Annotated in this window: 45 protein-coding genes; 44 read left to right on the plus strand and 1 reads right to left on the minus strand. The window is 71.0% G+C overall.

The genetic code is table 11. The features are described 5' to 3' along the window. The 19 genes from ACFQ87_RS14390 (at position 1) to ACFQ87_RS14480 (ending at position 8,902) form a co-directional block, all read left to right on the plus strand. Positions 1-198: a hypothetical protein gene (locus ACFQ87_RS14390; RefSeq protein WP_380611037.1), complete on the plus strand. Its 198-nt coding sequence runs from the start codon at positions 1-3 to the stop codon at positions 196-198. Positions 199-208: 10 nt separating this feature from the next. Beyond that, entirely contained in the window at positions 209-607 is a 399-nt protein-coding gene (locus tag ACFQ87_RS14395; RefSeq protein ID WP_380611038.1) for a hypothetical protein, read from the plus strand. Next, on the plus strand, positions 604-855 hold the full coding sequence (locus ACFQ87_RS14400; protein ID WP_380611040.1) for a hypothetical protein: 252 nt from the start codon (positions 604-606) through the stop codon (positions 853-855). Before ACFQ87_RS14395 ends, ACFQ87_RS14400 begins: the two co-directional genes overlap by 4 nt. Beyond that, positions 852-1,373 carry a hypothetical protein gene (locus tag ACFQ87_RS14405; protein WP_380611041.1) on the plus strand — a complete coding sequence of 174 codons (522 nt, stop codon included), beginning with the start codon at positions 852-854 and terminating at the stop codon, positions 1,371-1,373. Before ACFQ87_RS14400 ends, ACFQ87_RS14405 begins: the two co-directional genes overlap by 4 nt. Positions 1,374-1,516: 143 nt before the next feature. Further along, positions 1,517-2,329 carry a phosphoadenosine phosphosulfate reductase gene (locus ACFQ87_RS14410; RefSeq protein ID WP_380611042.1) on the plus strand — a complete coding sequence of 271 codons (813 nt, stop codon included), beginning with the start codon at positions 1,517-1,519 and terminating at the stop codon, positions 2,327-2,329. Positions 2,330-2,384: 55 nt separating this feature from the next. Continuing rightward, the gene (locus ACFQ87_RS14415; protein WP_380611043.1) at positions 2,385-2,630 is read left to right on the plus strand and encodes a hypothetical protein; all 246 of its coding nucleotides are present in this window, start codon (positions 2,385-2,387) and stop codon (positions 2,628-2,630) included. After that, positions 2,627-2,794, plus strand: coding sequence for a hypothetical protein (locus ACFQ87_RS14420; RefSeq protein WP_380611044.1), 168 nt, complete (start codon positions 2,627-2,629; stop codon positions 2,792-2,794). Before ACFQ87_RS14415 ends, ACFQ87_RS14420 begins: the two co-directional genes overlap by 4 nt. 12 nt (positions 2,795-2,806) lie before the next feature. Further along, positions 2,807-4,195, plus strand: a complete 1,389-nt coding sequence (locus ACFQ87_RS14425; protein ID WP_380611045.1) for a DNA cytosine methyltransferase — start codon at positions 2,807-2,809, stop codon at positions 4,193-4,195. A gap of 62 nt (positions 4,196-4,257) precedes the next feature. Next, entirely contained in the window at positions 4,258-4,818 is a 561-nt protein-coding gene (locus ACFQ87_RS14430) for a hypothetical protein (RefSeq protein WP_380611046.1), read from the plus strand. Between the two features lie 7 nt (positions 4,819-4,825). Further along, the gene (locus ACFQ87_RS14435; protein ID WP_380611048.1) at positions 4,826-5,020 is read left to right on the plus strand and encodes a hypothetical protein; all 195 of its coding nucleotides are present in this window, start codon (positions 4,826-4,828) and stop codon (positions 5,018-5,020) included. A 60-nt stretch (positions 5,021-5,080) separates the two neighbouring features. Then, on the plus strand, positions 5,081-5,488 hold the full coding sequence (locus ACFQ87_RS14440; protein ID WP_380611049.1) for a hypothetical protein: 408 nt from the start codon (positions 5,081-5,083) through the stop codon (positions 5,486-5,488). Between the two features lie 88 nt (positions 5,489-5,576). Beyond that, positions 5,577-5,732 (plus strand): hypothetical protein, encoded by a 156-nt coding sequence (locus ACFQ87_RS14445; RefSeq protein ID WP_380611050.1) that lies wholly within the window; start codon positions 5,577-5,579, stop codon positions 5,730-5,732. Then, on the plus strand, positions 5,729-6,007 hold the full coding sequence (locus ACFQ87_RS14450; protein WP_380611051.1) for a hypothetical protein: 279 nt from the start codon (positions 5,729-5,731) through the stop codon (positions 6,005-6,007). Before ACFQ87_RS14445 ends, ACFQ87_RS14450 begins: the two co-directional genes overlap by 4 nt. Continuing rightward, entirely contained in the window at positions 6,004-6,309 is a 306-nt protein-coding gene (locus tag ACFQ87_RS14455) for a LuxR C-terminal-related transcriptional regulator (RefSeq protein ID WP_380611052.1), read from the plus strand. The genes ACFQ87_RS14450 and ACFQ87_RS14455 overlap by 4 nt, the downstream gene beginning before the upstream one ends. Beyond that, complete coding sequence (locus ACFQ87_RS14460) at positions 6,306-7,289, plus strand: hypothetical protein (protein WP_380611053.1); 984 nt, start codon at positions 6,306-6,308, stop codon at positions 7,287-7,289. The genes ACFQ87_RS14455 and ACFQ87_RS14460 overlap by 4 nt, the downstream gene beginning before the upstream one ends. After that, positions 7,286-7,426, plus strand: a complete 141-nt coding sequence (locus ACFQ87_RS14465) for a hypothetical protein (protein ID WP_380611054.1) — start codon at positions 7,286-7,288, stop codon at positions 7,424-7,426. Before ACFQ87_RS14460 ends, ACFQ87_RS14465 begins: the two co-directional genes overlap by 4 nt. Before the next feature lie 18 nt (positions 7,427-7,444). After that, positions 7,445-7,771: a hypothetical protein gene (locus ACFQ87_RS14470; RefSeq protein ID WP_380611055.1), complete on the plus strand. Its 327-nt coding sequence runs from the start codon at positions 7,445-7,447 to the stop codon at positions 7,769-7,771. Further along, positions 7,771-8,184, plus strand: a complete 414-nt coding sequence (locus ACFQ87_RS14475) for a DUF6221 family protein (RefSeq protein WP_380611056.1) — start codon at positions 7,771-7,773, stop codon at positions 8,182-8,184. Before ACFQ87_RS14470 ends, ACFQ87_RS14475 begins: the two co-directional genes overlap by 1 nt. A gap of 85 nt (positions 8,185-8,269) precedes the next feature. Next, positions 8,270-8,902 carry a hypothetical protein gene (locus tag ACFQ87_RS14480; RefSeq protein WP_380611057.1) on the plus strand — a complete coding sequence of 211 codons (633 nt, stop codon included), beginning with the start codon at positions 8,270-8,272 and terminating at the stop codon, positions 8,900-8,902. A gap of 126 nt (positions 8,903-9,028) precedes the next feature. Here the strand turns inward: ACFQ87_RS14480 and ACFQ87_RS14485 are convergent, their stop codons facing one another. Next, positions 9,029-9,238: a hypothetical protein gene (locus ACFQ87_RS14485; RefSeq protein ID WP_380611058.1), complete on the minus strand. Its 210-nt coding sequence runs from the start codon at positions 9,236-9,238 to the stop codon at positions 9,029-9,031. Between the two features lie 105 nt (positions 9,239-9,343). Here ACFQ87_RS14485 and ACFQ87_RS14490 point away from each other — a divergent pair, with 105 nt between their 5' ends. The 25 genes from ACFQ87_RS14490 to ACFQ87_RS14610 all read left to right on the plus strand — a co-directional run bounded on the left by ACFQ87_RS14490 (position 9,344) and on the right by ACFQ87_RS14610 (position 25,201). Then, entirely contained in the window at positions 9,344-9,724 is a 381-nt protein-coding gene (locus tag ACFQ87_RS14490; RefSeq protein WP_380611059.1) for a hypothetical protein, read from the plus strand. A gap of 372 nt (positions 9,725-10,096) precedes the next feature. Continuing rightward, complete coding sequence (locus tag ACFQ87_RS14495) at positions 10,097-10,258, plus strand: hypothetical protein (RefSeq protein ID WP_380611060.1); 162 nt, start codon at positions 10,097-10,099, stop codon at positions 10,256-10,258. Positions 10,259-10,343: 85 nt separating this feature from the next. Next, positions 10,344-11,441 carry a hypothetical protein gene (locus ACFQ87_RS14500; RefSeq protein ID WP_380611062.1) on the plus strand — a complete coding sequence of 366 codons (1,098 nt, stop codon included), beginning with the start codon at positions 10,344-10,346 and terminating at the stop codon, positions 11,439-11,441. Between the two features lie 89 nt (positions 11,442-11,530). Beyond that, positions 11,531-11,695: a hypothetical protein gene (locus ACFQ87_RS14505; RefSeq protein WP_380611064.1), complete on the plus strand. Its 165-nt coding sequence runs from the start codon at positions 11,531-11,533 to the stop codon at positions 11,693-11,695. Between the two features lie 2 nt (positions 11,696-11,697). Further along, entirely contained in the window at positions 11,698-12,465 is a 768-nt protein-coding gene (locus ACFQ87_RS14510; protein ID WP_380611065.1) for a hypothetical protein, read from the plus strand. 11 nt (positions 12,466-12,476) lie between these two features. Next, positions 12,477-12,884 (plus strand): hypothetical protein, encoded by a 408-nt coding sequence (locus tag ACFQ87_RS14515; protein WP_380611066.1) that lies wholly within the window; start codon positions 12,477-12,479, stop codon positions 12,882-12,884. Next, entirely contained in the window at positions 12,884-13,858 is a 975-nt protein-coding gene (locus tag ACFQ87_RS14520) for a hypothetical protein (RefSeq protein ID WP_380611067.1), read from the plus strand. Before ACFQ87_RS14515 ends, ACFQ87_RS14520 begins: the two co-directional genes overlap by 1 nt. Next, positions 13,855-14,028 (plus strand): hypothetical protein, encoded by a 174-nt coding sequence (locus ACFQ87_RS14525; RefSeq protein WP_380611068.1) that lies wholly within the window; start codon positions 13,855-13,857, stop codon positions 14,026-14,028. Before ACFQ87_RS14520 ends, ACFQ87_RS14525 begins: the two co-directional genes overlap by 4 nt. A gap of 2 nt (positions 14,029-14,030) precedes the next feature. Further along, positions 14,031-14,243 (plus strand): hypothetical protein, encoded by a 213-nt coding sequence (locus ACFQ87_RS14530; protein WP_380611069.1) that lies wholly within the window; start codon positions 14,031-14,033, stop codon positions 14,241-14,243. Positions 14,244-14,269: 26 nt separating this feature from the next. Continuing rightward, positions 14,270-14,437 carry a hypothetical protein gene (locus tag ACFQ87_RS14535; protein ID WP_380611070.1) on the plus strand — a complete coding sequence of 56 codons (168 nt, stop codon included), beginning with the start codon at positions 14,270-14,272 and terminating at the stop codon, positions 14,435-14,437. A gap of 63 nt (positions 14,438-14,500) precedes the next feature. Next, positions 14,501-14,698, plus strand: coding sequence for a hypothetical protein (locus ACFQ87_RS14540; RefSeq protein WP_380611071.1), 198 nt, complete (start codon positions 14,501-14,503; stop codon positions 14,696-14,698). An 87-nt stretch (positions 14,699-14,785) separates the two neighbouring features. Further along, positions 14,786-14,911, plus strand: a complete 126-nt coding sequence (locus ACFQ87_RS14545) for a hypothetical protein (protein ID WP_380611072.1) — start codon at positions 14,786-14,788, stop codon at positions 14,909-14,911. A gap of 60 nt (positions 14,912-14,971) precedes the next feature. Further along, positions 14,972-15,355 (plus strand): hypothetical protein, encoded by a 384-nt coding sequence (locus ACFQ87_RS14550; protein WP_380611073.1) that lies wholly within the window; start codon positions 14,972-14,974, stop codon positions 15,353-15,355. A 127-nt stretch (positions 15,356-15,482) separates the two neighbouring features. Beyond that, positions 15,483-15,758 carry a hypothetical protein gene (locus ACFQ87_RS14555; protein WP_380611074.1) on the plus strand — a complete coding sequence of 92 codons (276 nt, stop codon included), beginning with the start codon at positions 15,483-15,485 and terminating at the stop codon, positions 15,756-15,758. A 21-nt stretch (positions 15,759-15,779) separates the two neighbouring features. Further along, positions 15,780-16,040, plus strand: coding sequence for a hypothetical protein (locus ACFQ87_RS14560; protein WP_380611075.1), 261 nt, complete (start codon positions 15,780-15,782; stop codon positions 16,038-16,040). A 31-nt stretch (positions 16,041-16,071) separates the two neighbouring features. Next, positions 16,072-16,341, plus strand: coding sequence for a hypothetical protein (locus tag ACFQ87_RS14565; protein WP_380611076.1), 270 nt, complete (start codon positions 16,072-16,074; stop codon positions 16,339-16,341). 17 nt (positions 16,342-16,358) lie between these two features. Further along, positions 16,359-16,826, plus strand: a complete 468-nt coding sequence (locus ACFQ87_RS14570; protein ID WP_380611077.1) for a hypothetical protein — start codon at positions 16,359-16,361, stop codon at positions 16,824-16,826. Then, positions 16,741-18,342, plus strand: a complete 1,602-nt coding sequence (locus tag ACFQ87_RS14575) for a phage terminase large subunit (protein WP_380611078.1) — start codon at positions 16,741-16,743, stop codon at positions 18,340-18,342. The genes ACFQ87_RS14570 and ACFQ87_RS14575 overlap by 86 nt, the downstream gene beginning before the upstream one ends. Continuing rightward, a complete protein-coding gene (locus tag ACFQ87_RS14580; RefSeq protein WP_380611079.1) occupies positions 18,321-19,919 on the plus strand; it encodes a phage portal protein in 1,599 nt (532 codons plus the stop codon). The genes ACFQ87_RS14575 and ACFQ87_RS14580 overlap by 22 nt, the downstream gene beginning before the upstream one ends. 117 nt (positions 19,920-20,036) lie before the next feature. Beyond that, the gene (locus ACFQ87_RS14585) at positions 20,037-20,834 is read left to right on the plus strand and encodes a hypothetical protein (protein WP_380611080.1); all 798 of its coding nucleotides are present in this window, start codon (positions 20,037-20,039) and stop codon (positions 20,832-20,834) included. Positions 20,835-20,847: 13 nt separating this feature from the next. Next, the gene (locus ACFQ87_RS14590; RefSeq protein WP_380611081.1) at positions 20,848-21,237 is read left to right on the plus strand and encodes a hypothetical protein; all 390 of its coding nucleotides are present in this window, start codon (positions 20,848-20,850) and stop codon (positions 21,235-21,237) included. A gap of 2 nt (positions 21,238-21,239) precedes the next feature. Further along, positions 21,240-22,739 carry a DUF6582 domain-containing protein gene (locus ACFQ87_RS14595; RefSeq protein ID WP_380611082.1) on the plus strand — a complete coding sequence of 500 codons (1,500 nt, stop codon included), beginning with the start codon at positions 21,240-21,242 and terminating at the stop codon, positions 22,737-22,739. 133 nt (positions 22,740-22,872) lie between these two features. Continuing rightward, a complete protein-coding gene (locus ACFQ87_RS14600) occupies positions 22,873-24,246 on the plus strand; it encodes a phage major capsid protein (RefSeq protein WP_380611083.1) in 1,374 nt (457 codons plus the stop codon). Positions 24,247-24,319: 73 nt separating this feature from the next. After that, positions 24,320-24,529: a hypothetical protein gene (locus ACFQ87_RS14605; protein WP_380611084.1), complete on the plus strand. Its 210-nt coding sequence runs from the start codon at positions 24,320-24,322 to the stop codon at positions 24,527-24,529. A 3-nt stretch (positions 24,530-24,532) separates the two neighbouring features. After that, positions 24,533-25,201: a hypothetical protein gene (locus tag ACFQ87_RS14610; protein ID WP_380611085.1), complete on the plus strand. Its 669-nt coding sequence runs from the start codon at positions 24,533-24,535 to the stop codon at positions 25,199-25,201. Positions 25,202-25,215 lie beyond the last annotated feature (14 nt).

Here is a 25,215-nt window from a genome sequence, read left to right on the forward strand (position 1 = left end):
ATGCCCACCGTCCTGCCCAACGCCCAGCCGATCGCCGCCATGCCGATCTGGGCCCAGCTCCAGCTCGCCGCGCGCGGCATCGCCCTCGACCACGTCACGGAGTGGAGCCGGGCCGCTTGGGACGACGACCTGATCGCCGTCATCACCGTCCGCGACGGCCTCCCCGACTACGCCATCGTCACCCGAACCGCCGCCTGAGGAGACCACCGTGACCACCGCGTTCGCCATCCGAGGCACCACCAAGTACCACTCCGTCGCCGACTGCCCGGCCCTCGACAGCGCCCGCCTCAACCACCGCGGCGCCGTCTTCCAGATCACCGACACCGCTGGCCACACCCCGTGCACCGTGTGCGCCAGCCCGGACATCACCGAGTGGACCGTCACGCGGGACAACCTCGTCGAGCTGCTGGAGCTGATCGGTCAGGCCAAACCGCACTACGCGCCGCGCACCCCCGAGGGCCCGTACGACCTCAGCGTCCAGATCGACGGCCTCACCATCTGGGCCCACCGCGGCCAGCCCCGCACCGTCGCCCGTTTCGGCGACACCATCACCCGCCAGACCGACGGCACCTGGACCGTCCGGCACGCCGAGGAGACCAGCCGATGAGCCAGTTCACCTACCGCATCACCACCGCAGGACGCCAGGTCCGCTACGGCACCGAGACCTGGACCGGCACCCTGCAGGGCCTCGCCGAGCACCTCGCCGACGACACCCGAACCTGCCGGCCCGACGTCACCGGCCCGATCACCATCCACATCTGGCCCAGCCGCGACGACGACCACTACTGCGGCCCGCACCCCGACGACGCCAGCACCTACGACTACCCGGACGCCACCGAGGAGACCACCCGATGAGCCAGCCCCAGCCCGCCGCGCCCCTCGACCTCGACGCCATCCAGGAGTCTCTGCCCCAGGCCGCCGGCTACGGCCCCCCGTGGCACGTGAACCTGGTCAACGGTCAGTGGCTCATCCACTACGACCCCACCGACCCCGAGGACAGCACCGTCGCCACCGTGCCGGACTTCCGCCTCGCCGCGTTCTTCGCCGGATCGATCACCAACGTGCTCGACCTCCTCGACCGCGTCCGGGAGCTGGAGGCCGAGACCGCCCGGCTCCGCACCGCCTGGCACTCCGCCAAGGCCCGCGCCAGCACCGCGAACGAGCACCTCGACCTCGCCGAACACGGGCGCGACTGCGCCGTCGAGGCCGTCGAACAGCTCCAGGCCACGCTCAACCAGATGCCCCGCTGCCAGGCGCCCCACCCGACCGTCGCCGAGGCCCGGTGCGAGCTGATCATCCAGCACCCCGGCTGGCACGCCGCCCACGTCGGCGCGTGGCCCCACGCGAGCTGGCCCTACCACCCGCAGACGTAGCGGCCCCGTGCACGGCCAGGACCGGACCACCAACGGCCGCGCACGGTCCCACGCACCCCGTGTGCCACCCGAACACCCACAGGGCCCCAGAAGGGCCGTTACGCCCCACGCACCCCTCGCCTTATACCCCTGGGAGTATCGCCGTGACTCAGCTTCGAACCTTCTCCTTCGGGGGGGGCTGGCAGTCCATGGCCAGTCTCGTCCTCGCCGCCCAAGGTCTCATCGACTACCAGGTGTTCCTCTTCGCCAACGTCGGCGACGACTCCGAGCACCCCGGCACCCTCCGCTACCTGGAGGAGTACGCCAAGCCGTTCGCCGCCGACCACGGCATCGAACTGACCGTCCTCGACCGCATCCGCCGCGACGGGTCCACCGAGACCCTGTGGGGACGGCTCACGAGGGAAGGATCCAGGTCCCTGCCGATCCCGATCCGCATGAGCAACGGCGCCCCCGGCACCCGCTCCTGCACCGCCGACTTCAAGATCAAGGTCATCGGCAAGGAACTCAAGCGCCGCGGCGCCACCGAAGACAACCCCGCCACGGTCGGCATCGGCATCAGCGTCGACGAGATCCACCGCGCCAACAACCGCCGCCACGAGCCGCACGAACGCATCGAGTACCCGCTGCTCGACCTCGGCATCCGCCGCTCCGACATCCCGCGCATCATCCGGGGTGCTGGCCTCCCGGTGCCGCCCAAGAGCAGCTGCTTCTTCTGCCCGTTCCACCGGCCCGAGACCTGGCACGAGATGCGCCGCACCGAACCCGAGCTCTTCGAGAAGTCCTGCCAGCTCGAAGACCTCCTGAACCGGCGCCGCGACGAGCTGGGCAAGGACCACGTCTGGCTGACGGCCTACAACCAGCCGCTGCGCGAAGCCATCCCGGACGGCGTCGACCCGCTGCCGCTCGTATTCGACGAAGCCGAAGGGGCCTGCACCTCCGGCTACTGCATGACCTGACCACCCGGCGGCCGGCACCCACCGGCCGCCACACACACCCACCACGGAGACCATCATGACCGACCGCCAGTTCGCCATCGGCGACCGCGTCCGCACCCTCATCAACCTCACCTCCGCCGACTGGGCCCCCGAGCAGCCCGACATCCCGGCCGGCGCCCTCGGCACCATCGACCACATCCACCCGTCACACCGCAACCCGTCCGTGGCCGCCGGCTACGGCGTGATGCTCGACGACTCCGTCGACCGCCTGTCCGCGTGGATGGCCCCCGAGGACATCGAGGCCGCCGGCGGTGCCCGGTGACCGACACCCCGCCGCCCGCCAGCCAGCAGGGCTGGGACCGCGCCGAATTCACGTGCGGCCGCTGCTTCGTCACCGTCACCGCCACCACCGAGCGCGAGTACATCCGGCTCGTCGCCGGTCACAAGGCCCAGTGCCCGCCGACCGCCCGCGCCACGGCCAGCTGAGGAACCGCCACCATGACGCTTACCTTCACAGACATCTTCTGCGGCGCCGGCGGTAGCAGCAACGGCCTCGTTGCCGCCGGCATGGAACTCCGCCTCGCCGCCAACCACTGGCAGCGCGCCATCGAAACCCACGCCGCCAACCACCCGGCTGCGGACCACATCTGCGCCGACGTCAACAACTACGACATGCGCCGTCTGCCCACCACCGACATCCTGTGGGCGTCGCCGATCTGCACCGAGATCAGCCCCGCCGGTGGCCGCAAGCGCACCAAGGGCCAGATGTCCCTCCTCGAATACGGCTCCGTCCCGGACGCGGCGTGGGAGCGCACCAGGGCGACCGCATACGACGTCATCCGCGCCACCGAGGTCCACCGATACAAGGCCGTGCTGTGCGAGAACGTCGTCGAGTTCGCCGTCGACTGGGAGCTGTTCGACTGGTGGCGCAAGGGCATGGAGATGCTCGGCTACAACTCGCAGGTCGTGTCGGCGTCTTCGGCGCACATAGGAGGCCCGGGGAACGTCCATGCGCCGCAGTGGCGGGACCGGATCTACATCGTGTTCACGCGGCACGGGATCCCTCTGCCGGACTTGAAGCCGCGGCCGCTGGCGTGGTGTCCGGAGTGCGGCGAGGACGTGCACGCGATGCAGTCCTGGCGGAACGGTCGGCAGGTCGGGAAGTACAAGCAGCAGTACGACTATCGGTGCCCGAACACCTCGTGCCGTCACGCTCTGGTGGAGCCGTACGTCCGCCCGGCGGCGGACATCATCGACTGGAGCCACACCGGGAAACGGATCGGGGACCGGGACCGGCCGTTGGCGAAGTCGACGATGGATCGGATCCACGCAGGGCTGGCGAAGTTCCCGGAAACCCGCACGGTGCTGACGGTCAACCACTCCGGGCATGACGGCCGGCCGTTCCCCGCCGATCAGTCGCCGCTGCCGTCCCGCACCGTGAAGATCGGCGAGGGTCTGCTGGTGCCGTCCGGTGGCACGTGGAACACGGAGCCGACCAGCACGGGTGAGCCGATGCGCACGCGGATGGCGAACCCGAAGGGCTTCGAGGCCCTGGTGTCGTCGCCGTTCATCGTCGAGTACCGCCGCAACGCGACCGCAGAGAGCATCGAGCGCCCCCTGGCCACCGTGACGGCTGGCGGCAACCATCACGGCCTGGTGATCCCGTACCGGAACGCCGCCACGGAGACCGCCAGGGAGCCCGCACCATCGGCGGAGGACTGCTACTTCCGGATGGTTCAGCCGAGGGAGCAGCTCCTCGCTCAGCGATTCCCGAAGGACTACATCGTCCACGGCAACAAGGGCGAGCAGACGATGCAGGCGGGCAACGCGGTGTCGTCCAACGTCGCGCAGTGGATTGGTGAACGAGTCGTCGCCGCCCTGAGCTAACCCCGGCATTGCCCGACCGCCGCCCGCCACCGCGGGCGGCCCCAACCCAACCCGAGGACCCGATGACCGACATCACCACCGAGCAGGCCGAGACCTACCTCACCGCCGTCGAGGACCGCCTCACCTCCGCCGGCCTCCGCCCCGCCCTCCTCGACCTTCACCAGCACGACAAGTACGACGAGACCGGCGACACCATCCCCTCCGCCGTCCTCACCTGGCCTGCCGAGCACCCGCTCGTCAACACCGACGTCCACGAGCACGGCCTGCTCGTCGCCTGGGCACCCGCCAGGGGATGGGTGCACGCGTCCCTCCGGCCGGACGGCAGCAACGAGCAGCTGCAGCACGTCGCCACCGACAACGCCGAACCCGACCAGGTCACCGCCGGCATCCTCACCGCCGCCCTCGGCCTGCCCGCCAACGCCGATGAGCAGGCCATCACCGCCGCCATCATCACCGCCTCCCACGGCGTCAAGCACGGCACCCCCACCTACCAGACCTGCACCTGCCACAAGCACCCCTGCGGCGGCGTCGGCTGGGACCGCATCGACCCCGACTGCCCCGACCACGGCCAGAAGAACCCGTGCCTGATGTGGCACTGGGCCGCCTGCTGCCCCGCCAACTGAGGCCGCCATGACTCACACCACCACCGACCGCATCAACCGCGTCACCCGCCACGGCACCCCCATCACTGATCAGCAGCGCGACGACGCCCGGCGCCTCCTCGACGCCATCCTCGACGCCGCCAAGCCCTTCGGACTCACCCTCGACAACTTCGACTGGGTCGCCGACCTGCCCGGCATCTGCATCGACGTCACCACCCTCTAACGCACCCCCGGCCTGCCGTCACCCGGCGGCAGGCCCCACCCACCGACCCTGGAGACCGCCGTGACCGACCAGCCCCGCCTCTTCCGACTCCAGCGCGACCACGACGTCACCGGCATCTCCGGCACCGGCACCGTCGCCCACGGCGTCCGGTGGCCCGACGGCACCGCCACCATCCGCTGGACCGGCAACCGACCCTCCACCGTCCAGTGGGCCAGCATCGACGACGCCATCGCCATCCACGGCCACGGCGGCCACACCCGCATCGAATGGGCCCCGATGCCCATCCCTCACGTCGTTGCCCTATTGGAGCTGGTCAACGACCTCCGCGAGATCGACCCCGACCCGTGCCGCTACGACCAACACGGCCACTGCGAAGAGCACGCATGGTTCGAGACGGAGCGGAGCTGCCCGGAAGCCCGTGCCGCCGAGCTGTTCGCGGGCAATGCCGCGCCCGGCCCCGCCGCGTGACCGTGTCCCCGTGGCTGGTTCTGGCCGGCGCCCTCCTCGGCGCCGGCCTCGGGACCGTCCTCCTCGCCCTCCACCCCTGGAGACGCGCATGACAGCACCCACCGACCCCGCCGTCGACCGCATCGTCCACACCATCGAGCAGGCCACCATCAGCCAACTGCAGCAGGCGTTCCGCCAGCTCGGATGGCCCATCCGCATCGTCGTCGCCGACGACCCGCAGGCCAGTTCTGAGGAGCCGCAGTGATCGCCTGGACCGTCCTTGCCACCTGCGGGCCCGCCGCCATCGTCAGCCTCTGCTGGTTCCAGCGGATCTGCGCCGACTACGTCGAGGCCTGCCGCGCCACCACCCGGAGGATCCCCATGCCCGACCTGCCCGACGACATCGGCGTTACCCCCGCCACCGGAACCCGGCCCGCCATCCTCTGGGCCCGCTACGGCAACACTACCGAGTTCCACGCCGTCCGCGGCGTCCAGCCGGCCGACGGCGAGCCCGCCGACCGCGAGGAGCCCCAGCCGTGACCCTCACTGCCCGCCCCGGCGTCCCGCTCACCGCAGCCGAGATCGAGGCGCTCGCGCTCACCGCCGACGGCTACACCAGCCACCAGATCGCCCACCGCCTCGGCATCACCCGATCCGCCGTCCTCGACCGAACCGCCGCCGCCCGCACCAAACTCCGCGCCCGCACCACCACCCACGCCGTCGTCCTCGCCTACCGCACCGGCCAACTCGGTCTCGCCAGCGGAGCCGACCGCCTCACCGCGGCCCGGGCCCTCGTCCAACAGCTACACGCCATCCTTGACCAGCCCCGGAGAGCCGCATGACCAGCGCCTACCAGCAGCAGCTCGTCCAGCAACTCCGCGCCGCCGAAGACGAACTCGGCAAGCTCCGCCGACGCGTCGCCGAACTGTCCGAGCAGATCCTGGCCGTCAAAGATCAGCCCGACGGGGCCTACCGCGAACGCGCCCACCTCACCGCCTGGCTCGCCACCATCTACCCCGCCGTCATCACCCCCGCCACCGACATCGACGAGGACGGCTGGCAGATCCTGTACATCACCGCCGACCGCCACCAACTCTCCTGGCACATCCACCCCCGCGACACCGACCTGTACGCCCACGTCGAACACGTGTCGGCCGACGACCCGCGCGCCCAGTGGGACGGCCACACCACCGAGCAGAAATACGCGGCCATCCGCAGCCTGTCGCTGTTCCCGCGCGACGGCGGCTGGGCCACCCACCGCCGCTGGCAGTCCACCATCGTCGAAGCCCGCCGACAGGCCGCCCGCGCCGACCACACCGAGGCCCGCATCGCCGTCGTCCAGGCCGCCCTTGCGGACGTGCGCGCCACTCGCGGCCTGCTCGGGTCGGTCGTCGCCGACCAGATCGACGCCGCCCTCGACGGAGCCACCACCAACACGGCCACCAGCATCACGCCACCGCAGCTCCGCCAGGCCGGGGAGATCCCGCCCCAGCCGCCCGCGGCGCCGCTCCCTCAACTCGCCACCCTGTACGCCACCATCACAGCCCAGGCGCGGACCGAGGCCGCCAAGCGGGAAGTCAAGATCAGCGCGGCCCTCACCAACGCTGGCTACACCGTCGTTCGGACCCAGCCCGTCGAGGAAATCGCTGCGGAACCCGCCACCCTTGTTCGGCTCCACAAGCACCTGACCAGCACGCCACCTTCGCGACTCGGCGTACACCCCGGGCAGATCGGCGACTTCACGGGCTTCCCAGCCATCGCAGACAACACCGTGCCGCCCGGCGAGGTTCACCTTCGGCCGCATCCGAAGACCGCGCCGTGACCTGCCCCGACGACGCGTGGGACGGCTGGGAGACCGAGGCCCTGCTCGACCTCGACCCCGACGACTGGGAACCCCTCCCGCCGCCCCGCCACATCGTGGACGTGATCACCGACCTCGCCGACTACCGGCCCGCGTAGGGAGAAGGAGAACAACGAGTGAGCTACGACATCTACCTGGAGATCGACACCGGCTCCGACTGCCTGACCACGGTCGTCGAGGTCGGGAACTACACGTCGAACGTCTCCCCGATGTGGACCCGGGCCCTCGGGGAGCCACTGCGCGAGCTGGACGGGCAGAACGCCGGCCATGCGGTGGCGCTGCTCGACACGGCGATTAGCGCCATGCAGGCCGCACCGGCCGAGTATCGCGAGATGAACCCGGCGAACGGATGGGGCCGCTACGAGGGCGCGCTCGACTACCTGAAGCGGCTCCGCGCGGCATGTGCCGAGCACCCAAAGACGACGATCCGGGTGAGCTCCTGATGACCGCCAAGCTGGTGGACTGGCTGCGGTCGGAGTTGAACCGCTTGGAGCAGATCGCGCAGGCCGCCGCCGTCGCGGACGGTCCGGTGTGGACCCACAACCCGGACGACGGCTGGATCGTCGAGGGCAACGACGGACCGGTGATCTACGACGAGGGATCTCCGACAGGCGACCAGGCACAGCACATCGCGCGTCACGATCCGGCGGCGGTGCTGCGTCGGGTGGCGGCCGACCGGCACCTGCTCGACGAGCACCCGCTGAAGCAGAGGCTGGCGATCGGACCCCGCATGAAGGCGCGCCCCGTCTGGGTGTGCGCAACCTGCGGCGGCGACGTCAGGGAGGACCCAAACGCCTACCCGTGCTTGACCGTTCGACTGCTCGCCGAGGGCTACGGCTGGGAGGAGCCGCAGTGAGCCCGTAGTCACCTCCTGCTCGTGGCCTGGCCAGACCCCGCTCACCCCACTCCCCACCCACCTGCACAGCGCACCAGGAGACCGGATGCTTCCCGCCCCGCTCGTTGACCGCCTCCGTACCCAGCTCGGCCATCTTCCCGAGCTGATCACCCTGGCCCATCTCGCCCTCGCCCCTGGCTCCGGCCGGCGTGGGGCCCGCGTCTCCGGCGCCACCCGCACCGCACCCCTCCCCTGCAACCCGGGCACCCTCTCCCTGATCGGCCCCACCGCCACCGCCACCGTCCACGACGAGTACGGCGACCAAGACGACACCCCCGGCCTCGACCTCCTCGCTGGCTGGGCCCGGACCGTCCTCGAGGACAGGCAGACCGCCAACGACTGGACCGCCTGGAGCCGCCCCGCCGGCCACCACTGGGAGCGCACCGTCTCCGTCGCCGTGAAGCTGCTGCTGTTCCACCTCGACTGGGCTGCCACCCGCCCGTACGCCCGCGACATGGCCGACGAGATCGGCCAGCTCCACGGCCACCTCAACCGCGCCACCGGCTTCCCGATAGCGCCCACCGCCCGACGCCTCATCGTCTGCCCCGGATGCGACCTGATGACCGCCACCGTCAGGCCCGACACCAAACGGGAGTGCGGCAGCTGCGGCCTGATCCTCACCGCGGAGGAGTACGCCGCCCGTGTCGAGCAGACGCTGGCCGAGCTTGCCGCGGCCTAACCTGCCAACGAACGCCGGGCCAACCGGCTGATGCGCCGGTGATGCGTGGCTGATGCGCCGCAGGTCAACGGCATGACAACGGCCCCACCCGATACGCCGGGTGGGGCCGTGATGCGTGGTGATGCGTCAGGCCGAAGGCGGCTCGACGACCGGCGGCTCGATCGCGGCCGGCCGGGTCGGAAGCTTGGCCCCTGGGCGCCGCAGGTACCAAGCGACGAACTCCTTGATGACCGTCCCACGGTCGCTGCCCTGCGACTTGGCCGCGGTCAGCAGGTCGCGCCAGTCGTCGTCACTGATGCGGACTGACCGGTGCTGGGTCTTCGGGACGTTTGGCATGGGTGCCACGGTACCCGGACGGTGGGCATAGAGCCAGACTAGGGGGTTGCGGTGTACGTACACCTAGGGCTAGGGTGTACGTACACCGCGAGGGGGAGGAACCCGATGCGCACCACCGCCAAGATCCGCACCCGCAACACCGCCCAGGCCCGTGACACCAACCGGGCCACCCAGTACGCCACCCTCAACGGCCGCTACCAGGCCGCCCTCGACCGCGGCGAGATCATCCGCACCGGCGACCACCTCCAGCACCTCGGCATCCAGCTCCCCGACGGACAGCAGTCCTGGTACGGCCGCCACGTCGCCAAAGCCCACCGCGCCACCACCGGCCACGACGCCCACAAGGCCTGGGTCCAGCACCGCACCACCGCCCGCTGGATCGCCGTGTACGTCTACGCCCCCGACGCGCCCGCGCTCACGGCCGGCCTCTGGTCCTACAAGGCCACCCGCCCCGCCGCCGAACGCCTCTACGCGGAGGCCGCCTAGACCGACGTCACGGCCACCTCGACCACTCGCACACGCACCACCGCCAGGAAGGCGCCCGCCATAACCCCCAACCTCGCCCTCGTCGCCACCGTCACGGGCACCCTCGTCACCCTCGCCCCGATCGACCCGGCCGCCGTCCGCGCCAGCCTCCGCACGCTCGACCCCGACGCCCCCTTCGAGCAGACCGCCGAGGTCACCGCCGACCTCAGGCTCATCGACCACATCACCGCCTGTCTGCCCACCTGGCAGCGCCACGGTGCCGCCGACCTGGAGTGGCGGCTGCGCCAGATCGATGCCGCTGAGGACCGTCTCCTCGCCGCCCACGGCCACACCGTCCCCACCAGCGAGCAGCGATACCAGGCCCGCCAGGCGATGAACGCCGCCACCGCCGCCATCCAGGCCGCCGCCGACCAGGCCCACCCGCCCACGGAATGCCCGGCCTGTCACGGCTGGAAGGACTGCCCGGACGCCGACCGCGCCTACCGGAACGCACTCCACACCGCCTGGGTCAACCGCTGGACCACCTCGGCCTGACAGTGCAAGCCAGTCCGGCGGCCGTGACCACCCCGGCCGCCGAACCCCGCCAACCACCCGCCCCGCTTCCCCGGAGCACACCACCATGACCACCACCCCGCCCGACTGGGCACGTCGCACCGCCGCCAACATCGGCCGGTACGCCGCCATGGGACTCGTCCGCACAGCCGCCGCGCTCACGGCCGGCTGGTCCCTCTACGTCGTCGCCCGCCACTACGGCGTCCCCTGGGGGCTGGCCCTCGCGGCCGGCCTCGTTTTCGACGGCGTCGCCTACCTCTGCCTCAGGTCCGCCTCCGACGCCATCCGCGCCGGCCGTTCCGCCGCCCCCAGCATCCTCGCCACCCTCGGCATGGCCACCGTCTCCGTGTACCTCAACCTGGTCCACGCCGACATCACCCACGGCGGCCGACCGGCAGAGGTGCTGTACGCCTCCCCGGCCGTCGGCCTGCTCGTCGTCTCCGCCCTCGCCTGGAACGCCGACCGGGCAGCCGCCCGAGCAGCCCGCGGCGAGAGCGCATTCCGTCTGCCGTCGTTCGGGCTCTGGGGCTGGCTCCTTGCCCACGCGGAGGCCGGCACAGCCGTCCGTGAGCGCGCCGTCGCCCACGTGACCAGCGGCGCATCCGTGCCGCATCCGCCCGCATCCGCCCTCCCCGCCCGGACGATCGAGGACGACATCGCCGCCGAGTTCGCCGAGATCGGCCCTGCTGCCGCCGTCCAACGTGTCGCCGCTGCCAAGCCGGACGCCACCGACGACGAGATCGCCGAGATCCTCGCCACCTACCAGGTCACCGTCACCCCGGGCCAGGTCGCCCTGCTGCTGGAACGCGCCGCCGTCCCCACCGTCACCCTCGATCGCATCCCCCAGCCCACGACCGCCCCGGCGCCCGCCATCGACGCCCAGATGCGCCCGAATGCGGCACCGAATGCGGCACCGAATGCGCCGCAGGTCACCGGCCTCTCCAAGGCCGACGCCATCACCACCATGGCCCACCACCTCGGCGGCCTCGACACCCCCGCCGAATCCATCGCCACCGCACTCGCGCAGCAGGGCGTCGCCACCGACACCGCCTACATCCGGCACCGCCTGTCCAAGGCCAAGAGGAAGGCCGCCGAGACGGCCACGCACGCCGAGCAGCAGCGCGCCGAGTACGAGCGCCGCCACGGCAACGGCGGCTACGCCTGAAGGACACCCCCGCGCGCGCGATCCCCGCCGCCCCGCCGGCCCACGCCCTCAACGCCCCCCAAGCTCGCCCTCCACACCAGGAGATGACCATGGGCCTCTGGTCCAAGCTCACCGGCGGCCAGACCGCCAGCACCACCCCCGCCGGACGAACGCCCCGCGAACGCGCCCGCCGCGCACGGGACATCGAGCGCGCCGACGCCAACACCGCCAACTGGCTCCGCCGCGGCGGCCTCGCCCCCCGAAAGGGACGCTGACCATGACCCCCCCGCCCCCGCCACCGGCCCATCCACCCACCGTCGGCACCATTGAGCCCGAAGCCCCCGAATGGTGGCGCAAGAGCGGCCCGTGGAGCCCCCGCGCGTCCGCCGAGTCCGTCCCCGTCCCGCCGCGCGTCGACCTCGGCAAGAGCGTTCCGGCCGACGCCGTCCAGGACCAGCCCGACACCGACGAGCCGCCGGCCGACGACGAGAACGCCGACTCGGCCGGGCAGGCGTCCGAGCACTGGGGGCGCCGGGTCCAGCACAACCTTCACGGCCTGATCAGTCAGACCCCGGAGGAGCAGGCCGAGAACGCCCGCCGCCGCCACGAGAACCGGTACCGCGACCAGGGCGAGACCGACGAGGAACGCGACGCCCGGCACCAGCGCGAACAGCGATCCGAGGAACGCCACGCCTCCATCCTGTGGCGCCAAAGCCAGCCAGAGCGCACCCAGCGTTTCCGCCGCTGGTGCGTGCTCACCGCCGCCTCCGCCATCGCCGGCTACAACGTCGGCGCGATCCAGCTCGCCGCCCACCTGCCCCTGCCCGTCGGCCTCGGCGCCCTGATCGGCACCTGGTGGGTCGACCTGCGGCTGCGCGGCCTCAACCCCCGCCGCGACGACCGGCGGGCCCCCGTCCGAGTCTCCGAGGTCCGCGGCGCCGGCGCCCTGACCGTCCTAATCATCGCCCGCATCCCCGTCGCCTCCGCCATGGTCGGCGTCCTCGGCCTCGCCCCCCTGATCACCATCCTCTCCACCCACCACTGAGGAGATCCACCATGCTCGGCACTTTCGGAGCCGGCGGCGTCCTCATCGTCGTCGTGCTCGCCCTCATCGCCCACAAGCGCGGCGGCGGCAAGTTCCAGCCCGTCAAGGGCCACCACGTCTTCTACTGGGGGGCGGTCATCGGGATCGTCGCAGCCAGCGCGGGCACCGCCCTCCAGAAGATCAGCCTGGTCGGCACCCAGTTCTCCGACACGCTCACCAAGCAGTCCGAGACGTTCGGCACCGTCGGCCCGGCCGCCGTCGCCGCGTTCCTGGTCGGCGTTGCCTTCTGGTTCAAGCCCTCGTTCGTCAAGGACTTGATCTGCGGGATCGCCGCCCCTGGCGTCCTCAGTTCCGCCGCCGGCGTGTGGGCGATTCCCGTCGGCGTCGTCACCTCCCTCGTCCACACCGTGGTGAGCTGATGAAGCGCTATATCGAAGACGCCCGTACCCAGCACACCGACGCCCTGGCCGCGTGGCGGGAACGCCTCGCTACCGCCCGGGAGATTAAGGACCCCGAGAAGCGGGCCAAGGCCCTGGAGGAGCTCAAGGGGGAGCGGCCCGTTCATCCCTTCCTCGACGGGATCTCGCTTGCCGCCTTCGGCCGGGGAAACCGACGCATGCTGGCCCCGCTCAAAGCCCGCCACGCCAATGCCAAGACCGAGCACGCCGAGGCCCTGACGGCATGGAAGGAGCGCCGAGCCAAAGTCTTGGAGGTCAAGGACCCCGAGGAGCGGGCCAAAGCGCTGGAGGACCTCGGACGGGAGCGGCCCACCAGCCCCCTGCTCGTCGCCGCCGGATGCGCGGTCGTCGCGTCCGTCGTCGTGTGGCCGATGCTCCACGGACACCGCGCCGCCCTCGTGGCTGGGGCAGTGACGCTGTGGGTGCTGGCCGCTCTCGTCCTGGGCAACACCGACACGCCTGCTGAGCCGGCCAAGGGGGACGCTCCAGAGCAAGACAGTCCGGCGGAAGCGACCGAAGCGACTGGCGATCCCGAGGAAGCCGACGAGCACGCCGAGTTCCTCCGCCTGCTCCACCGCCTGATGCCCGGCACCAAACCCGGCAAGGACGACCGGATCCACCTCGCCCAGATCGCCCAGGAGTGGACCGGCGAGGGCGCGGACACCGCCTCCGTCCGGGCCCTCCTCGCAGAGCTGGACATCCCCACCACCGACTGCCGGGTGCCCGGCCGCGGGCCCTCCAAGGGCATCTACCTCCGCGACGTGCCCCCACTCCCCGACCCCTCTCGGGCCCCCCTCTCGGGCGTTGTTGCCGGGCCTGACCAGCAACAACAACAGCAACAACGCTCGGAAGCGGCCGCCCGAGAGGGGTTCTGGATCAAGGCCCACCCGGCCGAACCGAACCGATCGATCATCGAATGGGAGAACGCATCATGACCAAGGAACAGGCCATCGCCGAGGCCGCCCGCGAGATCCTCGCCCACGGCGGACCCCTCGCCCTCACCGACCCGCACATCGGCCTCCGCGCCATGAGCCGAGCCCTCGAACTCGGCGCCACCCACGACGACATCCGCGCCGAGATGCGCCGCCAGCGCGAGGAGGCCTGATCATGACCGCCATCCACGCCCTGGACGCCGACACCGCCCTGACCCGGGCCGGGTACGACAGCCTCACCTGCTGCGGTCAGCCCGCGCGCATCGCGCACGGCACCGAGACGCTGCCCGTCCCCGGGGCTATCTGCGAGTCCTGCTGGTGCACCGTCACCTCGACCGCCGGCTACGGCGCGGCCAGCGTCCGCCGCTGCCCCACCCACGCCCACTGACAGCTGACCCGAGAGGAAACGACACCGTGAACATCGACCAGCAGCTCGCCGCCGCCGAAGCCCGGCTCACCCAGCTCCAGCACCGCCTCGTCGAGTACGCCTCCGACGCGGACGAGCGCGGCCGCATCTACGACAAGATCCGCGCGACCCGCCGCGAGATCGACCGCCTGTCCAACCTCCAGCCGACCAACTGACCGCGCCCCGGGGCGCCCGCCACGCCTGCCACCCCGCCGACCGCTGAAGCAGAGGAGACCCCGATGACCGAACCGACCCAGTACTACCGCGCCATGGTGAACATCCTCAGGCCCGATGGCGACATGGTGACCTACTACGGCGACGGCGACCGCCAGGCCGGACTCACCGCCCCGCAGCTGCGCTCCATCGTCGAGGCCGAGGCCCTTGCGTGGGAGCCCGGCGGCACCGTGGCAGGCTCCCGGGTCAGCACCGACGGCTAACCGCCCCGGGGCGGCCGCCACGCCTGCCAGCCCAGCCGGCCGCCCCGGGCCTCCACCACCCACCAACGAGCAGAGGAGACCGCCATCATGGTGTTCAGCAACGGATCTGGCCAGCAGCCCGAGCAGCCCGAACCGCGCGTTGACGAGCGCGGCGGCGGCATCAGCGTCTGGCTCACCCCGGCGCCCGAACCGCAGCCGCAACCCGAGAGCTGACACCAACGCGCCCGCCTTGTTCGAATGACGAGGCGGGCGCTCCTGCGGGAGGATCCTGCTGTGAACCGCGAACAGCTCACCGGAACTGGCGCCAGCGTCGGCGAGGCTCTCCTCAACTGCCTCCACCAGCTTCCCGAAGCCAAAACAGCATTCCCCACCGCTGCCCGCACAGGGGTCTTCCAGGTTGACGGCCTGGTGCAGGCCGAGCGTCTTGTTGAGCGGGGCCTCAACGGACGCAACCCGTTCCGTGTCGGCATCGGGTTCGGCGGCAACTGGGACCGAATCGAGGCGCTCTGGGGATCAGACCAGTTGACGGCTGGCCACATGAGCGAGCTCTTCCTTGCCGATGTCGTCCTCGAGGACATCGTCGGCAACGACATGGAGCGCTGGGGCTTCCCCGGCAACGACTACACCATCACCTTCACCCCTGGCGATGCCGCCTAGTTCGCCGCTTGCGGAGTGATCGCTTCCCGTCGTAACCTCGGCTGCAGCAGGTATCCCCTGCCCAGAAACGCCCCGAAGGCCCCGCAGACCACTGTCGCGGGGCCTTCGTGCTGCCCGGGGAGGTGCCGTGGCCCGCTACCCGAACCCCCCGCTGGCCAGCCTCAACCCGGACGACATCGCCGACCGGGCCGGCACCGCAGCGGCGTTCGGAGTCGACGAAGTCACCATCAAGCGGTGGGTCCACCTCGGTCTGATCGAGGCGCTCCCCATCCCCGGCGGTCCGCACCTCTACCACCTGCCCACCGTTGCCAAGGCCGAGCGCCACTGCTGGCTCAACGGTGCCGACCGGCCCGCACGCGGCGGCCGACGCCCCGGCTGGCGCGTCGGACAAGCCGCCGCCTGACCCAGCCCTCTTGGAGCGCTCATGAGCGACTACTGCCGCCACCAGCCGGCCACAGACGGCATCGTTTGGGGCGCCTGCAGCGGCCCCGACGGCTGCGGCCACCTCCTCGCCCTCCACGTGGGCGTCGACCACTGTCCCGTCTGCGAACTCGTCGACCTCGCCGCCCGGCACCGCGAACCGCCCCAGACCGTCACGGTCAACGTCCAAGGCTCCCTGACGGAGAAGGACGTTCTCGACATCATGCGCCGTGCTCTGGGCCGCATAGCCAACCGCAGCCTCTGACCCGCCCCGCCCTCAACCGAAGGAAACACACATGTCGCTCGCCGACGACCTCCATGCCCTTGCCACCAAGCTCCGCGAGGAGGGGCACCACCTCGCCGACGAGGCCCACGCCCTCTGGGAGCGCCTGCACGGTGACGCGGGCGACCTCACCACCGAGGTCGGCGCCGACGCCCACCACCTCGCCGTGACCGCTGGCCCGCTCGTCGCCGAGGTCAAGGCCGACGCCGCGTCCATCGGCGAGGACGTCGCCCAGGAGACCAAGGCCATGGCCACCGAGGCCGCCGACATCGCGAAGGCCTGACCGAGGGGAGGTGACCGGTGGCTCCCCGCCGACCACCCGCCAACCACCGCGCCGCCCACCAGGTCCCCGTGGTCGAACGCCGTCGCGCCGCCGTCCGGCTCCGCATCGAGGGCAAGTCCTGGCAGGAGATCGCCGACGCACTCGGCTACGACTCCAAGGGCGGGGCCTGCAAGGACGTCTCCAGGGCCCTGCAGAAGGCGGTCACCGACCTTGCCCTGCCACTGGAGGAGTACCGGCAGCTCGAACTCGACCGCCTCGACGCCATGCAGGACGCCCTCTGGCCGAAGGTTCTCGACGGCGACACCCGGGCCATCGACACCGCTCTACGCCTCATGGACCGCCGCGCCAAGCTCCTCGGGTTGGACGCGCCGACCCGCACCGAGGGGGTGCTGAGCCTCGATGTCATCGACGCCAGCATCGCGGCCCTCACAGCCCAGGTCGACGCTGCTCGAACACAAGCTGGCGAAGCTGACGAAACTCCGTGAGCTGGTCGCCGAGAAGCAGCGCCTGGAAGCCGAACGCCTCGCACAGGTCGACGTGTTCGGCATCCTCGGCTACCAGCCCCACCAGCAGCAGGCCGAGTTCCACGGCGCAACCGAGGACGACGTGCTCTACGGCGGGGCGGCCGGCGGCGGCAAGTCCGTCGCGATCGTCATGGAGGGCCTGCGGGCCTGCGTCCGCCACCCCGGGATCCGGGTCCTGCTGATCCGCCGCACCTACGACGAACTAGCCGAGTCCGTGTTCCCGGTGCTCGCGAAGTTCGGCTACGCCGGCGATCTCGGGGCTCGCTGGAACGGCACCGAACGGGAGCTCCGCTTCCCGAACGGCAGCTTGTTCCGGTTCCGGTACATGGAGAACCTCGCCGACGCCTCCCGCCGGCAGGGCGGCGAGTACCAACTCCTCCTTGTCGACGAGACCACGCTCATGCCCCCCGGCGTGGTCGACATCCTCAAGTTCGAGCGGCTCCGGTCGGGCGGCAAGGTGCCGGTCATCGGCACCCGTTCCACCTGCAACCCCGGCGGCCCTTCCCACGCCCAGGTCAAACAGCGCTACATTGACGGCACCGCCCACGGCGCCAACATCGTCAGCGACGACCAGGGCCTCACCGTCCGGTTCGTCCAGGCCAAGGCCACCGACAACCCGCACCTCGACGGCAGCTACCACCGCCGGCTGAACTCGATCCCAGACCCGCAACGCCGCGCCGCGATGCGCGACGGCGACTGGGACCAGTTCGCCGGGATGATGTTCCCCGAGTGGCGGCGCGAGCGGCACACCCTGGAGCCGATCACGCTCCCGGCCGACTGGCGGCGCTACAACGGCATCGACTGGGGCTTCTCCGCTCCTTGGTGCGTGCTGTGGGCCGCGGTCGACGAGGACGGCCGCGTCTGGGTCTACCGCGAGATCTATAAAACGCAAGTCGGAGAGGCCGAGCAGGCCCGGCAGATCCTCGCAGCTGAGTCCGGCGAGCAGGTCGGACTCCGGTACGCAGACGATGCCATGTGGGCCACGCGTGGCGACGCCCGGCCGATTGCGTCTGTCTACGCCGAGAACGGCGTGTCCCTCACGCCGGCGGGCAAGGGCGGCCGTGTACCGGGCTGGCAGCGCGTGCACTCCTACCTCGGCGAGGCCCCGGCGTGCGCGCACCATCGTGCGCTCGGCTGGGAGACCTGCCCAAAAGTGCACGTCTTCACCACCTGTGCGGAGCTGATCCGCACCCTGCCGGCCCTGCCGCACGCGCAGATTGGTGACCCCGAGGACGCGGACACCAAAGCCGAGGACCACGCCCCGGACACCCTTCGCTATTTGCTGATCAACCTCGGCGGCGGACCACGCTTTCCGCTACTGGACGACAACGCGCCGCCAGCCATCGAGCAAGACCTCAAGGCCCCGTTTGCTGGCCGGTACGCGGTCGCGTCCGCCCCCGACGATCCTGACCGCGACGACGACGTGCCCGAGCGTGGGGCGGTGAGGAGGTCTCCGTGGGCTTCTGGTCCCGCCTGACCCGCCGCACCGACCCCGTCGAGGAGGCCACCGCCCCCACGACGGCTTCCTCCGGGCCCACGCCGCAGCAGGTCGCACGCCGCGGCTACGAGTACGGCATCCCCCGCGGCGGCACCACCGAGAACAACCAAGGCGGCGGAGACCTCGGCGGAGACCGCCGTGAACTCCTCCAGCAGCTCTACCAGGTGTACAACACGTGTACCTGGGCCTCGGCTTGCGTGGACGCCATCGCCCGCACCGTCACCGCCGGCGGTCTGTACATCGACTGGGCCAGCGACGACCTGGAGGGCGACAAGAAGGCCCCGGCCCGGCCCTCCAACGTTCAGCGCCTGCAGCAGCTGATCGACTACTGCAACCCGTACGAGGACATGCAGCAGCTGCTGCGTGGTGCCGTCACGGACCTCGAAGTCGCCGCCGACGCGTACATCGAGGTCGTGTGGTTCCTCGGTGAGCCGATCGCCCTGTACAGCCTCGACGCAGCGTCCATGCGGATCATCTCCGACCCGCACGGGCAGGTCACCCAGTTCGTGCAGATCACCGACGACGGCCAGAAGGCCTACTTCGAGCCGCACGAGATCATCCACATCACCATGGACACCCCCCGGTCCGGACTGCACGGCACATCGCCGACCGAGAAGGCCCTGCTGCCGATCACAACGTGGCTGTACGCGTCCGGGCTGCTCAAGGAGACGATGCGCAAGGGCGACCCGCCTACGTTGCACGTCGACTTCCCCGAGTCGATGTCCGAGAACGCGATCAAGCGCTGGCTGAGCCAGTTCCGGGTCCGGAACCTCGGGCCCAAGAACAAGGGCGAGCCCGTCACCACCATCGGCGGCGGCAAGGTCACCGAGCTGCAGCCCTCCCGCGTCCCAGACCTGCACGCCACGAAGAACCAAGCCCGCGACGAGATCCTCTCCGAGTACGGCGTCCCGCCGGCCCAGGTCGGCGTCATCGAGTCTGGCAATCTCGGCGGTGGAACCGGCGACTCCCAGCGTAAGACGTTCATGATGAACACCTGCGCCCCCGTGGCCAGCCTGATCTTGGAGAAGTTGAACTTCCACCTGACCAAGCAGGGCTTCGGTATCGACGGCTGGACGTTGAAGCTGCGCGAGGTCGACATGCGCGACAGCCTGACGATCGAACAGATCCGTGACCTGCGGATCCGCAACGGCTTGTGGCTCCTCAACCGCGGCCGAGCCGATATTGGCGAGCCGCCGGTCGAGGGTGGCGACGATGCGGTCCTGATCGACCGTCAGAACCTCGTGCTCTGGCGGGACATCGCGATCATGTCGAAGGCCGTCATCGCGAAGGCTGCAGCCCCCGGTCTGCAGGCCGGTGCTCTGATCGACGGCATCGACATGAAGCCCGAACCGGAGCCGCAGCCGGTCCCGCCGGAACTCGCCGCGCACGCCGCGGCGATGGCCAGCGGCCAGCCCCCGGCACCTGGGCAGCCGCCCGCACCGCCCGGCAGCCCGCGCGAGTCCCTGTACGACTGGCGGCACTACGAGGACACGACCGACGAGGAGGACCCCAATGACTTCGCCTCCCGCCTCCGCCGAGCCCTCGCAGCCGCCTGACCCACCCGGGCCCACCAGCAACCAACCCGAGCCGCCCCGCACCGGACCACACCAGGCACCGAACGGGGCACTCACGGCCGCCGGAGCGTGGCCATTGATCCGCAAGCAGGTGTTCTGATGGCCGACCGGGCACCCACCCTGGTGCTCGGCGAGCTGACCGGGACATGGGCAGCGGTCTACCGGCGCCGCGACCAGCTGGAAGCCGACGCGGCCGAGCAGGTCGTGGCCGCGTGGCGGGCGGTCGCCGCCGGGCTCGATCTGGCGGACGTCATCGCCGTCCTGCGAGACCAAGTCGGCCCTACCGAGACCGCGGACCAGGAACGGCGCCGGCACCTCCGGCAGGTCACCGCCGCCGCAGTCCTGGCCCGGCTCACCGGGCTGACCCGCCTGCCCGGGTGGGCCGGCCTGATCGGGGCCATCACCAGTGTCCTGCGCCGGGCCCGCGCCGCAGGCCGTACCGCCGCCGATGCCGTCCTCGACGACACCGGCGACACCGACCTCCCCGACGACGAAGACGACGACGGCGACCAGGACGCAGACCTGGCCACCGCCTACACCATCACCGCCGCCGCCCTGCGCGGCACCGCACAGACCATCGCCAGCAACCTCCTGACCGCGGCAGAGCAGGGGGACGACGAGCAGGCGATGCAGGACCAGGCCGACGCCGACCTCAACACCGGCTCGGCCTGGTCCCTGGCCGCCGTCACGGTGGCGGCTGCTGCGTTCACAGTTGGCCTGGCCGACACGTATCTGACCCGGGGTGTCCGGCACGTCGACTACGTGACCGCCGGGGACGGACGCGTGTGCGCCACCTGCTCCAACGCCGAGGACCACAGCCCGTACACCGCAGGCTCTGCCCCCCAGCCGCCGCTGCACCCGCGCTGCCGCTGCACTCTCCAGCCCGCCCGCATCTGACCGGAGGTTCCCCATGGCCCACGGCCCGCTTATCAACGCCGGCCCCAGGGACCCGCTCACGGTCTACACCGCGACCGGCCAGACCATCACGGCCTCCGGCGACTCGGGCCCGCTGGACTTCACCGCGATCAGCTCCGGCCTCGCCTCCGTGTTCGTCGCGGGAGCCTCCGGCACCAGCCCCTCGTTGACCTGCTACATCGACGTGCAGGACGCCAACGGCCACTGGTACCAGATCGCCACCGTCGGTGTCGCGCTCACATCCGGCCCCAACTTCACCTTCGGCAACTTCGGGCCCGCGTCCGGCACCGGCTACGTGCTGACCGGCGTCGGCCGCTTCCGCTGGGCCGTCTCGGGCACCACCCCGTCGTTCGCTGGCGTCGACTTCTCCGTGATTGGGAGGTGACGGTGGCAGCCATCGCCACAATCCGCGGCACGGCGATCGCGCCCGGGGTGTCCCGCAACGGCCGCCTGTACACCGCCGAGGTGCTCGGCCGGGCCGTTGAGCGGGCCAACGCGGCGATTGCGCGCGGCGAGCCGCACACCATGCTGACCCACCACGGTGCGGAGGACGACTCCACCCGCATCGTCGGCCGCGTCACCTTCCTGTCGCAGCGCGACGACGGCTCGGTGGCGTTCGAGGCCGAGATCGCCGACACCGCGCACGGCCGGGACATCGCCGCCCTCGTGACCGGCGACCAGCCGTATCTCGACGGCGTCAGCATCCGCGGCGCCTGGCGCGGACCGGTCCGCCGCGAACAGCACGAGGGCCGCACGGTCGAAACCGCCGACGACCTCGACCTGTTCGGCCTCGACTTCACCAAGACCCCCGGGGTGTTGGCCGCCCGAATCGAGCCCGGTGCGGCCCCGGCAGAGACCGCCGAGCCTGGCCGCCTGGTGTACGAGTCGGTCACCGAGGCCACCGCCGCCAAGGTCAAGGCCCCGTACGGGCCCGTGCAGTACGCCGACCCCGGCTACCGGGGCAGCGTCAAGCGGTACCCGATCGACACTGCCCGGCACGCCCGTGCCGCCTGGTCCTACATCAACGAGGCGTCGAATGCGGCCGACTACACGCCCCAGCAGCTCAAGCGGATCCGCTCGCGCATCAAGGCGGCCCTGAAGAAGTTCGGAGTGAACGTGTCCGAGACCACCAGCTTCGGTGACGTCACCGAGTTCTACGGAGACGAGCAAGCAGGGGCCGACGGCGGGTTCTGCATCGACGCCCACAACGGCCCGATCAGCGTCACCCTCCGCTGCTACGGAATCGACCCGGCCGAGCTGCGGGTCATCGCCGCAGCCGCAATGGACGCCGCGGTGAGCGCCCTGCAGTGCCTCGACCCGGACATGGACGCCGACATCGACGTACCCGGCGCCCCGAACGCCGACAGCGACGGCGACATGGAGTCCCGGCGCCCGGACGACAACCGGATGGAAGCCGCGCCTGCCCCGCCCCTCGCCGAGACCGCCCCGCCGACTTCGGCCGGGGAGACCACCACACCTCAGGAGGTGCCCGCCGTGAGCGAGCCCACCCCGGCCGTCGAGACGGCCAGCACCCCGCCGATGATCACCCTCACCCAGGAGCAGTTCCAGCAGCTCCTTGACCGCACCGCGCCGGCCGCCGCCACCACCGAGACGGCCCCGCCCGCGCCGGCCGCCGAACCGGTCGAGGAGACCGACGAGCAGCGCATCGCCCGCATCGTCGCCGAGCGCCTCGCCGCCGAGCGCGAGCAGCTCGTCGAGTCGCTGCGCAACGAGGTCCGCCAGAGCGGACCCGCCCGCAAGGGCCTGCGCACCGAGACGCCCGGCGGCCCGGCCGTTGGCGAGCCGGGCCCCGAGGAAATCCGCCGCAACACCAACGAGGCACTCCTCTCCTGGGTCTCCAACGGCCGCTACTCGCTGGACGACTGACTCACACCCCTCAGCTTTCTGACCGCCACCCGCAGCAGGGTGGTGCCGGCCACGGCAGGAATGGTCCCCACCCCCGCAGCGCGCCGCGCCGGGGGTTTCTTCATGCCCATCTCCCCGCCCTGGAGGCACCCCCATGTCTGCCGAGCTCCGCGAGGCACTGACCGCGGCTGGCGCATCCGCGCTCGTCCAGAAGGTCATCGACCCGAACCTCTTCGAGCGCATCAGGCGCTACTCGCCGCTGATCGAGGCGCTGCCCAGCCAGAAGATCAACACCACCACGTACTACTTCAACACCCGCAACGGCCTCGCAAGTGGTGGCGCCACCACCGACGGTGGTGCCCGACAGGTGTCTACCGGCACGTACAACCAGAGCGCGTTCACCGTCAAGAACTTGCAGGTTGTCGGTGCGGTCACCGGCTACGCCGAGGAGGTCGCCAACGCCATCGGTGATCTGCGAGCCCGAGAAATCATGGGCGGCATCAAGGGCCTGCGCTGGGACACCGAGCAGATGCTGGTCGCCGGTAACGCGGGCGCCACCCAGTTCGGCCCGTACCCGCAGTTCGACGGCCTCGCGTCGCTGATCAACCAGTACACGGCCACCGGCAGCGCCGGGCAGAACAGCATCGACGCCGCCGGTGGCAACATCTCCCTGTCGCTGCTCAACCAGCTGATCGACCTCGTCGAGTCGTACACCGCCGCGCAGGTCACCACCGGCGGCGCGGACTGGATGCTCGTCATGTCCAGCACCGCCGAAGGCGCGCTCGCCTCGCTGTTCACCAACCAGCAGCGGTTCATGGACGTCGAGGTCACCCCCGGTCTCGTCGTCCCGAGCTACCGCAACATCCCCATCGTCCGGTCCTCCTACCTGGGAACCAAGGGCACCAGCATGGGCACCGTCACCGGCACCCCGGCCACCACCGGCGGCACCCTCCCGGCCGCCACCTACTACTACAAGCTGGCGCCGGTCATGTCCCGCCAGGGAGAGGCCGCCGCGTCTGCCGAGGTGACCGTCACCACCACCACCGCCACCTCGACGGCGACGCTGGCGTTCACTCCGCCGACTGGCTTCCAGGCCTCCACCCCGCAGCACTACATGCTGTACCGGTCGACCGCGGCCGGCCAGGAGACCCTCCTCGGCGCCGTAGACGCCACCGTGGGCCTGGCCGCCGACGGCATCACCCCGATCCTGACCACCTCGATCGTGGACACCGGCACGGCCCTGGTGCCGCAGAACGGCGCGACCGTCCCCGCGCAGACCCCGGCCACCTACATCGGCACCAACACCGGCCTTAAGCCCCGCTCCGTCGGCCAGGAGGACATCTACCTGATCAGCCGCGACCGGGACAACGTGCTGCGGCCGTACGTGCGTGACCTGCAGCCCAAGGACGTCTACCCGACCACGTCCTCGCCGGACTCGATGCCGTTCGCGATCGTGAGCGACACCTGCCTCGCTGTCCGCGGCTTCGAGTGGATCGGCCGCCTCTCGCGCGTCGCACCGGCCCTGTAAGCAGCCTGTCCCCGTCCGGCCGCCGCGACTACTCCACGCGGCGGCCGGCACCCAACCCCTAGCGGGAGCACTCGTGTTCGTCACCAAGCGCAACCCCGGCTCCACCTCCCACGGCTACCAGTGGCCCAAGGGCGGCGAGTACGTCGAGATGAGCCCCGAACACGCCCACGAGCTGGTCACCATCCAGCCCGGCGAGTTCGAGGCCGTGCCGGAACTGCCGAAGGGCGTCAAGGCCTACGTGGCACCCGCCGCCCCGGCCGCCGAAACCATCGTGGAGGAGTAGCCGATGGCCGCGGACACACCCACCCCGCTCGCAACGTTCGCGCAGCTCCAGGAGGGTGCGTTCGCGGACCTCGTACGCTCCTACACCTCCCCGCAGGTGCAGCAAGACCTGATGTTCGAGTCGACCCGGCTCTGTGAGCGCGCCGCTGGCCGCCGCCTCGCGCCGTTCACCGGCCTGACGGAGACCGAGCGATCTACCGGCATCGATCCGGACGAGTACATCGCTTCGGGGAACGTACCCCTCGACCTCGCCGGGACGCTGGGACGCTCCTACGCCGACGCCATGGGCACCACCAGCCTCGTCCGCCACGGGTGGCTGCAGCAGTTCGCCCCGCACTACCCAGAGATGTGGACCTACAGTCTGCAGTCGATCACCATCCACCGTTCCTACGGTGGCGACCAGGTGGTGAACCTCGCGAACGTGCGGGGCCCGGACCCGGACACCGGGCACATCTGGTACCCGATCGGAACGTTCCTGCCGGTCGGAAGCTACGTGACGTACGTGTACGGCGGCGGCTACAGCACCAGCCCCGCCGACCTGGTCAGGGCCTGCAAGTACATGGCCGCCTCGATTGCGGTCCGGGAGCTGGACCCGACGATGGCCGGCCACGGGCATGACCCTGACGCTCTCGCTGCGGACGCGCACGCCATCTGCGCCGACTACCAGGGCTGACCGCCGTGTGGGGT

Source organism: Kitasatospora sp. NPDC056531, assembly GCF_042794375.1.
In the GTDB taxonomy this organism is placed as follows: domain Bacteria; phylum Actinomycetota; class Actinomycetes; order Streptomycetales; family Streptomycetaceae; genus Kitasatospora.